The sequence below is a fragment of the Ammoniphilus oxalaticus genome (assembly GCF_003609605.1).
GTDB lineage: Bacteria > Bacillota > Bacilli > Aneurinibacillales > RAOX-1 > Ammoniphilus > Ammoniphilus oxalaticus.
In genome coordinates this window covers 218057-232035 of record NZ_MCHY01000009.1, presented here as the reverse complement: position 1 = coordinate 232035, position 13979 = coordinate 218057, and the positions used below count along the sequence as shown (strand labels likewise).

Below are 13979 nucleotides of genomic sequence, written 5' to 3'. Positions count from 1 at the left end.
ACATTTGACGTTGACAAAAAGGGAGTTAAAGTCTACAATTCAGACAAATAATATGGGTTATTAGGTAGGAGGGAAACACGCATGGAAGCGCTAGCTTTAGCGAAAAGAGCAGAGCGAAATGAAGAGCTTAAAGAAAGAATCGCTCAACTTAAAAAAGAACGAAACGCTGTTATCCTTGCCCACTATTATCAGAGACCAGAAATTCAAGAAATCGCAGACTATCTCGGTGATTCTTTTGGTTTGGCTCAACAGGCAAGGGCTACTGAAGCAGATGTCATTGTTTTTTGCGGTGTGCACTTTATGGGAGAGAGCGCCAAAATATTAAACCCAGACAAGGTCGTGTTAATCCCAGACGAGCGCGCAGGGTGTCCAATGGCAGATATGGTGAACGTTGAAGGATTAAAAAAGTTAAAAGCCGAACATCCAAACGCGAAGGTCGTTTCATATATTAATACTTCGGCGGATGTAAAAGCAGAAACGTATGTCTGCTGCACTTCATCCAATGCTAAAGCTGTGATTGAAAACATTGATGCAGAAGAAATCATTTGGGTTCCAGATAAGAACCTGGGTCATTATGTATCCCAATTTACGGATAAAAAGATGATTATCTGGGAAGGATACTGTAATACTCATGATCAATTAACTGTCGAAGACGTATATCGTTTAAAGGAACAGTATCCCAATGCGCAATTTGTAGTCCATCCGGAGTGTCGACCTGAAGTTGTCGAGCTTGGTGACTTTGTCGGTAGCACAACAGGAATTTTAAATTATTGCCGAGACTCGGATCATGATGAATTCATCGTCGGTACGGAAGATGGTGTTCACTATCGTCTTACACAAGATAGTCCGAATAAAAAGTTTCACTTTGCTTCTAAATATATGGTATGCCCAAACATGAAAGTAAACAATTTAAAGAAGTTAGCAAATGCTTTAGAAACGATGCAGCCACAAATTTATGTGCCGCCTAAAATTGCGGACGCGGCTCGCGCTTCCTTAGAACGTATGTTGCAATTTCAAGCTTAAGGGCTTTCAGTTTACAGATAAGAAGTATAAAATAGTGAATGATTCACTGTCTTATACTTCTTTTTTCTTTTATCCTCTTATAAACCTAACCGAAAGGAAAAAAAGCGATGGTTCCACGTTATTTGATTGACTTTGAACTTCAACGCATGGGGAAAATAACAACAGATGTGTGTGTGATTGGTTCGGGAATTGCTGGGCTATACACGGCTTTACAAATTGCCGAAGAAAAACAAATCAATGTAACAATGATCTGTAAAGAAGAAATAACCGAAAGCAATACATATTATGCGCAAGGAGGTATTGCCGCTGTAATTGCTGAGCAAGATTCTCCTGTCTTACATAAAGAAGACACGCTGCTTGCCGGAGCTGGCTTATGTTCGGATGAGGCTACGCAAGCGTTAGTGACCGAAGGGCCGCGGGCTGTGTTTGATTTAATCCATTATGGGACCCAATTTGATAAGGAAGCGGGGCAGCTTGCTTTAACGAGGGAGGCTGCTCATAGTCGGAGACGCATTCTCCACGCGCGTGGAGATTCGACGGGGGGCGAAATTGTAAGAGCTTTATCAGAAAGGGTTTACAAGAGTTCGAACATTAGAGTATTAGAAAAGCACTTTGCAATCGATTTATTGACTGTAGATGAAGAGTGTGCCGGGGCAATTATTCAAGGCCCCAATCAAGATCGCTTTGTTGTGGAAGCGGGGGCAACCATTTTAGCGACAGGCGGCGCGGGTCAGTTGTACCGCTACACGACGAATCCTATCGTTGCGACCGGAGACGGAGTGGCTATGGCCTACCGAGCTGGAGCGCAAATTAAGGATGTTGAATTTGTCCAATTCCATCCGACCGCGTTATGTTATCCCGAGGCGCCGCGCTTTCTTATTTCAGAAGCCGTCCGCGGAGAAGGCGCGGTATTGCGTAATATAACAGGTGAGCGGTTTATGCATAAATACAGCTCACAATTGGAGTTAGCGCCTCGTGATATTGTCGCCCGATCGATTGTCTCCGAAATGGAAAAGACTGAATCTTCTTTTGTTTATTTAGATTTGACTCATGAGTCGGAAGAAAAAATTAGGCGTCGTTTTCCGATGATTCATCGAGAGTGTTTAAAATATGGACTTAACATCGTCTCTGATTGGATTCCAGTTGCGCCAGCGGCCCATTACATGATGGGTGGAGTAAAAACGAATCTATCAGGCGAAACGAGCTTGTCTCGTTTATTTGCGTGCGGTGAAGTGGCCTGCGCGGGGGTGCATGGGGCAAATCGGCTCGCCAGCAATTCATTGACGGAAGCGATTGTCTTTGGCAAAAGAATCGCGCAACAAATCCGTAAACGCAGGCAAGAGCCAAAACAGATTGATAGTCAGCTCGTTTTTTCGAATTTACGGGGCAATCAACTAACCGCAAATATATTGGAAGAAAGATTAGATCTTCAAAAAGTGATGCTTCGATCGGTGGGGGTGTTTCGAGATAAGGATCGACTAGAGCAAGCGCTGACAGATTTGCAACGCCATCTTCCGAATTTTTTGGGACAGCCAAGCGCAGTGGAGGAATATGAATATTTAAATTTGTTGACTTGTTCCTTGCTCGTCACCCAGGCGGCATTGTCCCGCGAAGAGAGCCGTGGTGGACATTATCGACTGGATTTCCCGAAACGTGATGATCGAACGTGGCGTAAGCACTTGCTCCAGTGTAGACAAGAAGGGATAACGGAGGAGAATCGTAACGATGATGATAAATTCACAACTCTTAAATCGTCAGATTGAAGCCTGGCTAGAAGAAGACGTTGGGTATGGCGATATTTCCGCTCAGGCGACTGTTCCCGCTCAGGCTCAGGCGACAGGGATGGTCTACTCAAAGGCGAGTGGACACATAGCGGGGCTTTGGGTCGCTCAACGCGTGTTTGAAACTGTTGATCCTAATTTGATCATACGAGTTGAGGTTGAAGAAGGTCAACAAGTGGACCAAGGAGCGTTACTGATGACAGTTGAAGGCGCGGCTCAATCGATCCTGACAGGGGAGCGCCTTGCTTTAAACTTATTGCAACGTTTATCTGGAATCGCCACGTTAACAGCTCGTTATGTGGCAGCAGCGCGTCAAGGCCATCCGCAAATTCGAGTCGTCGACACGCGAAAAACAATGCCTGGATTACGAATGCTGGACAAATACGCCGTCAGGATGGGCGGCGGGCATAATCATCGCTTTGGTCTGGATGATGCTGTTATGATCAAAGATAATCATATCAAGGCGGCTGGGGGGATTTCCGCTGCGATTAGCGCGGCGCGGGACTACATTCCGCATACGATGAAAATCGAAGTGGAAGTTGAATCCATTGAGCAAGTGAGACAAGCTTTGGCGGCAAGGGCGGATATTATTATGCTTGATAATATGGATGTGGAAACGATGATAGAGGCGGTCAATATGATCGGGAAACAGGCAATTATTGAAGCTTCGGGCGGAATAGATTTGGATACGATCCGTTCGATTGCGGCGACAGGGGTCGATGTCATTTCCGTTGGCGCGATTACCCACTCGGTCAGCGCCCTAGATATTAGTCTAGATTTAAACCAGAGAAAAGGATAACACGGAGGAGCTTTATGATTCTAGTGATGGACGTGGGAAACACGAATATTGTTTTAGGAGTGTTTGAAGGCGATGATTTGAAACACCAATGGCGAATTGGTTCTGATCGCAATAAAACAGCCGATGAGTACGGGACACTGCTAAGAAGTTTTTTTCGGGACAATGTATTAGAGCCGACCGACGTAGCTGGCGTAATTATTTCGTCTGTTGTGCCGCCTCTCATGTACTCCCTTGAAAATATGTCAAAAAAGTATTTCAATCATAGCCCGATGGTGATCGGTCCCGGGGTTAGAACAGGGATGAATATTAGGGCGGAGAATCCTCGCGAAGTTGGGGCGGATCGTATCGTGAATGCGGTTTCGGCTGTTCGTTATTACGGAGCGCCTTTAATTGTAGTTGATTTTGGCACCGCGACGACCTTTTGCTATATTGATGAGAAAGGGCAATGGGCGGGCGGAGCAATTGCGCCAGGCGTTAATATATCTACAGAGGCGCTGTATAATCGAGCCGCTAAATTGCCTAGGATAGAAATTGCAAAACCTTCTGCGATTCTTGGTAAAAATACTGTTACCTCGATGCAAGCGGGTATCTTCTATGGGATCGTGGGGCAAGTGAACGAAATTGTTGTGCGTATGAAGCAAGAAGTGCGTGGAAATCCGAAGGTTGTCGCTACAGGCGGTTTTGCTGAATTACTAAAAGATGAAACAACATCTATTGATATCGTTGATCCTCATTTAACGTTAAGAGGGCTAAAGATAATTTATGATTTAAATAACTTCAATAACAAGGAAAGGTAGGGGAAAAGCTTGAAAGATTATTTGGTTCGCGCGATCGCGCGCAAGGGAAAAGTTCGGGCATTTGCAATACGCTCAACAAATTTAGTTGAAGAGTGTCGGAAAAGACTGGACACCTGGCCTGTGGCAAGCGCGGCGCTTGGCCGCGCCGTGACGGCTTCGGCGGTGATGGGAGCAATGCTGAAAGGAAAGGAGCGGCTAACAGTCCAAGTGAAAGGCGGTGGGCCGATCGGACAAATTGTCGCTGATGCGGGGGCAAATGGGGAGGCGCGTGGTTTTGTGAGTAATCCTCATGTTAATTTTCCGCTGAACAGCAAGGGGAAATTAGATGTGGCGCGGGCAGTAGGGACGGATGGTTTTCTCACAGTCACTAAAGATTTAGGGTTGAAAGATCCTTATCACGGTAGTGTTGAGCTTATATCGGGAGAGTTAGGGGAAGATTTTACGTATTATTTTGCCCGTTCAGAGCAAACGCCATCAGCTGTTTCTGTTGGTGTCTTAGTCAATCCAGATTACTCGATCAAAGCTTCGGGCGGATTTGTTATTCAGCTTTTGCCGGGAATGAAAGAGGATGAAATAACAGAAATTGAGCAATTGTTAAGTGAGGTTCCGCCTGTCTCGTCGATGATTGATGAAGGGCTAACTCCAGAAGAGATTATTACAAAAGTTCTCGGAGAAGATGATGTAGAAATTTTGAGTCATTTGGACATCTCTTTTAATTGTCATTGTTCGCTGCAACGAGTTGAAAATACACTGGTTAGTCTTGGTCGCGCTGAACTTGAAAGCATCATTAAGGAACAAGGGGAAGCGGAAGTGGTCTGTCATTTCTGTAACGAAAGGTATGTAGTTGATCGGCCGCGCTTGGAGCAATTAGTTAGTGGGACGTTGGGCTAGGAAGTGATGGGACAAAAAACCCAAATATTTTAAAATTTTAATTGACGAGAAAACGGCTGTAGCGTATAATCTCAATTAAACCTACTATTTTACTCGGTATTGGAGGAGAGTCTCATGAAAGTAGCCAATTCAATTATAGATCTTATTGGTAACACCCCTTTAGTTAAACTAAACCGTATTACTAACACAGAACATGCGGATATTTATTTAAAGCTTGAATTTTTTAATCCTGGAAGCAGTGTGAAGGATCGGATTGCCCTATCCATGATTGAAGCCGCGGAAAAGGAAGGAAAGTTAACTGCAGACCATACCATTGTTGAGCCGACGAGCGGGAATACAGGAATTGGATTGGCGATGGTAGCGGCAGCGAAGGGATATCGCGCGATCCTTGTTATGCCTGAGACAATGAGCGTAGAGCGTAGAAATCTGTTGCGGGCTTTTGGAGCGGAACTTGTCTTGACGCCTGGACCGGAAGGAATGGGTGGAGCGATTCGAAAAGCCCAACAGCTTGTTGATGAGAATGAAAATTATTTTATGCCGCAACAATTTGAAAACGCGGCAAATCCAGAAATTCACCGTCAAACGACGGCCAAAGAATTAGTCGCTCAGGGCGAGCAGATTGGTGGAATTGACGCTTTTATTAGCGGGATCGGAACGGGTGGAACGATCACTGGGGTTGGTCAAGTTTTAAAAGAAACATTCCCTAACGCGCGTGTTGTTGCTGTGGAGCCGAGTTCATCTCCTGTACTATCGGGCGGAAAACCTGGACCGCATAAGATTCAAGGGATCGGAGCTGGATTCGTCCCAGACATCCTAGATACAGATGTTTACGACGAGATTATCCAAGTAGACAATGACGATGCGTTTGAAGTATCCCGTCGTGTAGCAAGGGAAGAAGGAATTCTGGGCGGTATTTCATCCGGAGCTGCGATTCATGCTGCATTGCAAGTAGCGGAAAAGCTTGGTAAAGGAAAGAAGGTTGTTGTCATTATTCCGAGTAATGGGGAAAGATACTTGAGTACTCCATTATACAATTTTGAAGATTAATCTATATTTTTAGTCAAAAAGGAATCACAAGCGATTGTGATTCCTTTTTCTTCAACGTATACTAACGTTATGAAGTTTTGATATGTGGGAGTGACACGATGAAGGCGATTACCGAAGCTCAATATAATGATAAGTTGCAAGCAGGCTATAACACGATACCGGTTTTCGAACAACTTAACCAGACATTCGACCTAGCTCAAATTTATGAAGCGTTCTGTCCTGATCCGGCTCAAGGAGGCTTGTTAGAAAGTGGTAGAACTGGCAAGTACTCATATATTTCTTTTGCGCCGATTGCGAGGATTCAATCTAAAAACGGACAAGTTGAGATGATCATAGAGGGCGAGGATGAGCCCGCGTTATTTGTTAGTGATGATCCGTTACAGCAAATGAAAAAGCTAATGAACGTTTGGCGAGCTCCATTATGGACGACAGGGCCCGATTGGCAAGGCGGGGCGCTCGGTTTTTTGTCGTATGACTTTGGGCGTCATTTCAAACAGATTCGGGATGAGGCGGAAGATGATCTACAAATTCACGATCTGTTGTTTACGATCTATCGCGATGTGATTGCGATCGATCATGAACAACAGACAACTTATCTCATTACGAACGCGCTCACAGAGCGCGGCGATGATTATTTTGCAGCGATCGAACGAATAAAGAAAATGAAGGACCTGTTGTTGTCCTTAAACGCTGCGGAACTGGCAGAAGAAGTTTCTATTCAGGCGGAGGCGGAATCCTCTGAACGGCATTTAGCGATCACACCTTCGTTTTCTAAGGAACAATTTATGAAAGCGATTGTTAAAATCCATGAGTATATTCGAGCCGATGACGTACTACAGGTTAACTTGTCTGTTAGGCAAGACTTCCCGCTACCTGCAACCGCCTGGTCTGTCTATTGTCAACTGCGAAAATTGAATCCGTCTCCCTATATGGCATACCTGCATTATGCTGATTATCAGGTAGTTAGTGGGTCGCCTGAACTGTTGATTAAGATTAAGGATCGAAACATTATAACTCGTCCGATTGGGGGCACAAGACCGCGCGGTAAAGATGCTGAGGAAGATCAACGTTTGACGCAAGACTTGATTGAAAATGAGAAAGAACGCGCTGAGCATATTATGCTTGTCGATTTAGAACGTAATGATCTGTGTAAAGTTTGTGATCCCGAGACGGTTGAAGTGACTGATTTTATGGTGATTGAAACGTACTCGCATGTGATCCATCTCGTTTCAAATATTGTGGGTCAGCTGCAATCGGAAAAGGATGTTTATGATGCGATTCGGGCTACCTTTCCCGGCGGCACAATTACGGGTGAACCTAAAGGTAGAACGATGGAAATTATTGAGGAGTTAGAACCGACCAAACGTGGTTTGTATACAGGCTCAATCGGATGGATCGGTTTTAATGGAGATCTCGAATTGAATATCGTCATTCGCACGCTGCTTGCAAAAAGCGGGATGGGATACGTTCAGGCGGGGGCAGGGGTCATTATTGACTCTGAGCCCGAAGCAGAGTATTATGAATCATTAAAGAAGGCGGAAGCTCTGTTAAAGTCCGTCGAACTCAGTCTAGTGGCCGAAGAGCAGGGCGCAAAGAGGGGTTAGGGATCGCTAACCGCTTCGCAATTTTGTTGTCTTAAAGGGAGCTGCATGATGAAAGTTTTTTTAAATGGACGTATTGTAAATGAGGATCAAGCCGTGATATCTGTTTTTGATCACGGCTTTCTTTATGGCTATGGATTGTTTGAAACGATTCGGGCCTATCGGGGTAGATTGTTCTTATTTGACCGTCATTATGACCGATTAGTAAGGGCGGCCGATGCGTATAACATAAAGCTAGCTAAGACGGCTTATCAGCTTTATGATGAAGTCAAGCTAACACTAAAGGAAAATAACTTGCAAGACGCATATATTCGCATTACTTTATCAGGCGGAACAGAAGGCCTTGGATTATGGGGAGGGCAACATCATACGCCAACCTGGTTGATTATGGCCAAGCCGCTTGGGGATCTACCGTCTGTTAAAGGGATAACGAGTTTGAATTTAAGACGAGCCTCCGCAGAGGGGGCGTTTCGCTCAAAGTCATTGTCGTTTGCTAATAACATGTTGGCAAAAAAGGAATTATATGAACGGGGGCTCTCCGCTGAAGAAGGAGTATTTTTTTCTGAACGTGGTTACCTTGTGGAGGGAACCGTTAGTAATTTGTTTTTTGCGCGAAACGGAACGTTGTATACACCACATGAAGCTACCGGATTGTTGCCAGGCGTAACAAGGGCTTTTGTGATCGAGCTCGCTCAACGTCTTAATATCGAACTGCGGGAAGGATTTTACAAACTAGATCATTTAATGAACGCGGATGAAATCTTTCTAACGAATTCGATACAGGAAATTGTCCCCGTTGATCAATTGGATGGGAATGGGGTACAGGTGGTCGGTCCGTTAACAGAACGACTAATCTTGGCTTATCAATCAGCTATAGAGGAACAAGGAGATGTTGTTTATGACAAGGTTGATGAATGAACTCGGCAAAAGAACGCTCATCATGGGAATAGTAAACGCAACACCGGATTCCTTTTCAGACGGGGGAAAGTATAATTCAATCGATCAAGCTGTATTACGGGCAAAACAGCTGGTTGAAGACGGCGCTGATATCATCGATGTTGGCGGTGAATCGACGCGTCCAGGGTTTGAGGCCATTTCGGTAGAGGAAGAGATAGAGCGAGTGATTCCAATTATCTCCGCAATTCGCCAGGCGGTAGATGTTGCGATTTCAATCGATACATATAAATCTGCTGTAGCTGAACAGGCGATTCTAGCTGGCGCTGATATTGTTAATGATATTTGGGGGTGTAAAGCGGATCCCAATATGGCGCAGGTAATCGCAAAATATAAAAAGCCGATAGTTTTGATGCATAATCGGGACAATAAGGAGTACAACCATATAATTCAAGACATCCAGGCTGATTTACAAGAGAGTATCTTGCTTGCTGAACAGGCTGGTGTAGCGAAAGAGTATATCTGGTTAGATCCAGGGATCGGTTTTGCAAAGGATTATGAAGATAATTTAACAACAATCGCCCATTTGGACCGTTTAGTCGCGTTAGGGTACCCTGTTTTGTTAGGGACATCTAGAAAAGGATTTATCGGAATAACATTGGATTTACCAGTGGAGGAAAGGTTGGAGGGCAGCCTTGCAACCGTTTGTTACGGTGTCCAAAAAGGATGTCAGATTGTGCGAGTTCATGATGTGAAAGAAACGGCGCGTGTCTGTAAGATGATCGATACCATCAAGAATAGGGAGGGCGCGTAGGATGGACATCATCTATTTTAATGAAATGAAATTTTATGGCTATCATGGTGTGTTTCCGGAAGAAAACACACTCGGACAGCGTTATGTAGTTGATATGAGGCTTTATCTAGATTTAAAGGCAGCGGGGCAATCTGATCAATTGGGAGATACGATTGATTACGCGGAAGTCTATGCAATTTGCCAAACAGTTATGGAGAAGGAAACCTATCAACTTGTCGAAAAAGTGGCCGAGCAAATTGCCCAACGATCGCTAGCGAAGTTTACGTTGTTGGACGAAGTCGTTGTACGTGTCACAAAACCAGATCCGCCGATTGCTGGCCACTATCAGTCTGTGGCGGTTGAGATTCGCAGGGGGCGTTAATTATGGTCCCTTATTATATTTCATTAGGTTCAAACGTAGGTGAACGATTTTATTTTTTACAACAAGCGTTAGAAAGTTTACAGAAGTTTGATGGTGTTGAGGTTAACGCAATTTCGAATGTGTATGAGACAGATCCAGTCGGTCTGGTTGACCAGCCCTCTTTTCTAAATTGTGTGGCGGGCGGGAAAACGCGATTGTCTGCAGATGAATTGTTAGCTGCTGCGCTCCGTATTGAACAAGAACTGGGACGCGTCCGCGAAATACGCTGGGGTCCAAGAACGATCGACATTGATATTTTGACATATGGTTTGGAGCGACGCGACGAGGAGCATTTACAGATTCCGCATCCCAGAATGCGGGAACGGGCATTTGTGATGATCCCGTTTGCTGAAATTGCCCCGACACAGTTGATCGCGGTTGGGAATGAGTTAAAGACTACAGTCGAAATGTTAGAGAATGTCAACGATAAGAGTGGTGTGCGAAAGTGGAAGGATATCAACTGGGAAACAGAATTAGGGCATTTCGAAAATTAAAAGGGTACACACAACTAGAATTTGCGGAAAAGTTGGGGATTTCGATCTCCTTACTAGGCTCTGTTGAGAGGGGGATGAGAGATCCTTCTGAGCAATTGCTCGAGAATATTAGCGAATTGTTAAACATCGACATGGATGAATTATTAAAATTGGATCATCGAGAGGGTATATGAGCATGAGTAAATTTAAAATTGGAGATGTTGAATTAAAGAACAATGTCGTATTGGCGCCAATGGCCGGCGTATGTAATCCAGCGTTCCGATTAATTGCCAAAGAATTTGGAACAGGCCTCGTTTGCGCGGAAATGGTCAGTGATAAAGCAGTTTTACACGGAAATAAAAAAACGATGAAAATGCTGTTTGTCGATGAACGTGAAAAACCGTTGAGTTTGCAAATATTTGGCGGAGAAAAGGAAAGTCTAGTGGCCGCGGCTAAATACGTCGATGAAAATACAAATGCTGACATTATAGATATTAATATGGGGTGTCCTGTTCCAAAAGTTGTGAGCTGTGATGCGGGAGCGAAATGGTTATTGCAACCAAGCAAGATCGAAGAAATGGTGTCAGCCGTTGTTGAAAACGTTAGTAAACCGGTCACAGTAAAAATGCGAATCGGTTGGGATGAGGATCATATTTACGCTGTTGAAAACGCAAAAGCGGTTGAACGAGCGGGAGGCTCGGCTGTTGCCGTGCACGGGCGAACAAGAGTTCAAATGTATGAAGGGCAAGCGAACTGGGATGTGATTCGGGACGTGAAACAGAATGTAAAGATTCCGGTCATCGGAAACGGGGATGTTTTTACGCCCGAGGACGCCAAAAGTATGTTGGATCTAACCGGGTGCGATGGCGTAATGATTGGCCGCGGAGCGCTCGGTAACCCATGGATGTTATATCGTACGGTTCACTTTTTGACACATGGCGAGCTACTTGGGGAGCCGACGCCAAAGGAAAAAATTGATGTTTGTTTATTGCATATGGACCGCTTGATTCATCTGAAAGGCGAACGTGTTGCGATTCAAGAAATGCGCAAACATGCAGCTTGGTATTTAAAGGGATTAAAACACTCCGCGACTGTGCGGCAAAAAATTAATGAGGTCGATACGAAACGTGGTCTGCAGCTGTTATTGGAAGGTTATGTAGAGCAATTACAAGCAGAAACGGTCGTTCATTAATGATTTGACATAGGTATTCAGTTCCCATATAATACCTATGATATACTGCTGTACTTAGATTAGTTAGCACAACCATTTTTCTATATAAGAAACAAACAAATGAACGGCTGCGGCGGCTACTAAGCAAGGGATTGGCTGCAGTCTCTTTTGCGCTATTTTTAAGAGTTAAGCTTTAAGCACTATCAAGCATCGGGGGAATGTGTGATGTCTGAAAAAGAGGTATTTTTGACACCAGAAGGATTGGCAAATTTGGAGGAAGAACTTGAACATTTAAGATCTGTGAAACGCCGCGAAGTCGCGGAACGCATTAAAGAAGCAATTAGTTTTGGAGATCTTAGCGAAAACTCCGAATATGAAGAGGCAAAAAACGAACAGGCATTTATTGAAGGACGAATTATCACGTTAGAAAAAATGCTCAGAAACGCTCGTTTAATTAAGCAGGATGAAGTCGATCAAGGAGTCGTAGGTGTTGGCGCGACAGTTAAAATAAAAGACTTAGAGTTTGGCGATGTGATCGATTATATGATCGTCGGTTCCGTAGAATCTGATCCAGCTAATAATAAAATCTCCAATGAGTCTCCCGTAGGGCAAGCGTTGCTTGGTAAGACAAAAGGGGCTGTTGTCGATATCAGCGTTCCCGCGGGTGTCATCCAATATGAAATATTAGACGTGAACTAAGGAATATGGTTTAAGGGAGTTGAGTTGGCTGTGTCCCAGGAGGAATTAAATGAATTGCTCACCATTCGGCGGGAAAGGCTAGACCAATTGAGGGAAATGGGGATCGATCCCTTTGGTAGGCGTTTCGAGCGCACCCATTCCGCTGAAGAGATTTTACAAGCATATGGGGACGTGAGCAAAGAGGAACTAGATACAGAACAGATTGAAGTAACGATCGCTGGAAGAATTATGACAAAACGGGGACAAGGAAAGGCGAGCTTCTCCCATATTCAGGACCGTTCGGGTCAAATTCAAATTTATGTTCGCGAAGATCGTATTGGCGCGGATAGCTATAAAGTTTTTGATATATGCAGCATTGGAGATTTGATCGGAATTAAAGGAACGGTCTTCAAGACAAATAAAGGTGAAACGACAGTGCGGGCTTCTGAATTTACGCTCTTAACGAAATCGCTGCGTCCGCTTCCTGAGAAGTATCACGGCTTACGCGATATCGAAACGAGATACCGCAAGCGTTACCTTGACTTAATTATGAATCCTGAATCGCAACAGACGTTTGTCATTCGAAGTAAGGTTCTTCAATCGATGAGAAGATACTTAGATAACCTTGGTTATTTAGAGGTTGAAACGCCGACAATGCATTCGATTCCTGGCGGAGCGGCGGCTAGGCCGTTCGTGACGCATCACAATGCGCTTGATATGAAATTATATATGCGGATCGCAACTGAATTGCATCTGAAAAGATTGATCGTTGGCGGTTTGGAAAAGGTATATGAGATTGGGAGGATATTCCGAAACGAAGGAATTTCAACGCGTCATAACCCAGAATTTACTTCGATTGAGTTGTATGAGGCGTATGCAGATTATGAGGATATTATGAGATTGACTGAGGAAATGGTCGCGCATATTTCCCAAGAGGTTCTAGGAACAATGGTTGTTACCTATCAAGGCGAAACGATTGATTTGACTCCGCAATGGACTAGAATACATATGGTGGACGCGATCAAACAGGTAACAGGCGTTGACTTTTGGCCGAACATGACGGATGAGGAAGCGAGATCATTAGCTAATGAACATGAAGTTGGGATCACGCCGCGCATGACGTATGGTCATGTCGTCAATGAATTTTTTGAGCAAAAAGTAGAAGAAACGCTTATTCAACCGACCTTTATTTATGGTCATCCAGTGGAAGTTTCGCCATTAGCGAAAAAGAATGAACAAGATCCTCGGTTTACTGATCGATTTGAGATGTTTATTGTCGCTCGTGAGCATGCGAATGCCTTTACGGAGTTAAATGATCCAATCGATCAAAAGGAACGCTTTGAACAGCAATTGGGAGAGAGAGAAGCGGGGAATGATGAGGCTCACCGAATGGATGAAGATTTCATCGAATCATTAGAATATGGAATGCCTCCAACTGGAGGGCTTGGGATCGGGATTGATCGGCTGGTTATGCTTTTAACCGACGCGCCCTCGATTCGAGATGTTCTGTTATTCCCGCTTATGCGTCAGCAAACGAGCGAGGACGAACATTCCGAAGAATAAGCAAAAGAAAAACGGAGAGAATCATCTCTGTTCATTGAAAGAAGCAC

15 protein-coding genes are annotated in these 13979 nt (G+C 44.4%); all 15 read left to right on the top strand.

Annotated elements, in window-relative coordinates:
- Positions 1-81 precede the first annotated feature (81 nt).
- Positions 82-1023, top strand: coding sequence for a quinolinate synthase NadA (gene nadA, locus BEP19_RS12565; protein WP_120190264.1), 942 nt, complete (start codon positions 82-84; stop codon positions 1021-1023).
- Positions 1024-1130: 107 nt separating this feature from the next.
- A complete protein-coding gene (nadB, locus tag BEP19_RS12560) occupies positions 1131-2786 on the top strand; it encodes an L-aspartate oxidase (protein ID WP_120190263.1) in 1656 nt (551 codons plus the stop codon).
- Complete coding sequence (gene nadC / locus BEP19_RS12555) at positions 2749-3603, top strand: carboxylating nicotinate-nucleotide diphosphorylase (RefSeq protein WP_120190262.1); 855 nt, start codon at positions 2749-2751, stop codon at positions 3601-3603. Before nadB ends, nadC begins: the two co-directional genes overlap by 38 nt.
- 14 nt (positions 3604-3617) lie before the next feature.
- On the top strand, positions 3618-4400 hold the full coding sequence (locus BEP19_RS12550; RefSeq protein WP_120190261.1) for a type III pantothenate kinase: 783 nt from the start codon (positions 3618-3620) through the stop codon (positions 4398-4400).
- Positions 4401-4409: 9 nt separating this feature from the next.
- Positions 4410-5291 (top strand): Hsp33 family molecular chaperone HslO, encoded by an 882-nt coding sequence (hslO, locus tag BEP19_RS12545; protein WP_120190260.1) that lies wholly within the window; start codon positions 4410-4412, stop codon positions 5289-5291.
- Positions 5292-5405: 114 nt separating this feature from the next.
- Positions 5406-6338: a cysteine synthase A gene (cysK, locus tag BEP19_RS12540; RefSeq protein ID WP_120190259.1), complete on the top strand. Its 933-nt coding sequence runs from the start codon at positions 5406-5408 to the stop codon at positions 6336-6338.
- A 98-nt stretch (positions 6339-6436) separates the two neighbouring features.
- Positions 6437-7942, top strand: coding sequence for an anthranilate synthase component I family protein (locus BEP19_RS12535; RefSeq protein ID WP_120190258.1), 1506 nt, complete (start codon positions 6437-6439; stop codon positions 7940-7942).
- Positions 7943-7987: 45 nt separating this feature from the next.
- On the top strand, positions 7988-8857 hold the full coding sequence (locus tag BEP19_RS12530; protein ID WP_120190257.1) for an aminotransferase class IV: 870 nt from the start codon (positions 7988-7990) through the stop codon (positions 8855-8857).
- Complete coding sequence (gene folP, locus BEP19_RS12525) at positions 8838-9647, top strand: dihydropteroate synthase (protein WP_245983544.1); 810 nt, start codon at positions 8838-8840, stop codon at positions 9645-9647. The genes BEP19_RS12530 and folP overlap by 20 nt, the downstream gene beginning before the upstream one ends.
- A gap of 1 nt (position 9648) precedes the next feature.
- Positions 9649-10008: a dihydroneopterin aldolase gene (folB, locus tag BEP19_RS12520; protein ID WP_120190255.1), complete on the top strand. Its 360-nt coding sequence runs from the start codon at positions 9649-9651 to the stop codon at positions 10006-10008.
- Between the two features lie 2 nt (positions 10009-10010).
- Positions 10011-10541, top strand: a complete 531-nt coding sequence (gene folK / locus BEP19_RS12515) for a 2-amino-4-hydroxy-6-hydroxymethyldihydropteridine diphosphokinase (RefSeq protein WP_120190254.1) — start codon at positions 10011-10013, stop codon at positions 10539-10541.
- Positions 10493-10714 (top strand): helix-turn-helix domain-containing protein, encoded by a 222-nt coding sequence (locus tag BEP19_RS12510; protein WP_120190253.1) that lies wholly within the window; start codon positions 10493-10495, stop codon positions 10712-10714. Before folK ends, BEP19_RS12510 begins: the two co-directional genes overlap by 49 nt.
- Positions 10711-11712: a tRNA dihydrouridine synthase DusB gene (gene dusB, locus BEP19_RS12505; RefSeq protein ID WP_425452766.1), complete on the top strand. Its 1002-nt coding sequence runs from the start codon at positions 10711-10713 to the stop codon at positions 11710-11712. Before BEP19_RS12510 ends, dusB begins: the two co-directional genes overlap by 4 nt.
- 204 nt (positions 11713-11916) lie before the next feature.
- Positions 11917-12390 carry a transcription elongation factor GreA gene (greA, locus tag BEP19_RS12500; RefSeq protein WP_120190251.1) on the top strand — a complete coding sequence of 158 codons (474 nt, stop codon included), beginning with the start codon at positions 11917-11919 and terminating at the stop codon, positions 12388-12390.
- A 30-nt stretch (positions 12391-12420) separates the two neighbouring features.
- Positions 12421-13932 (top strand): lysine--tRNA ligase, encoded by a 1512-nt coding sequence (gene lysS / locus BEP19_RS12495; protein WP_120190250.1) that lies wholly within the window; start codon positions 12421-12423, stop codon positions 13930-13932.
- The last annotated feature ends 47 nt before the right edge of the window (positions 13933-13979 follow it).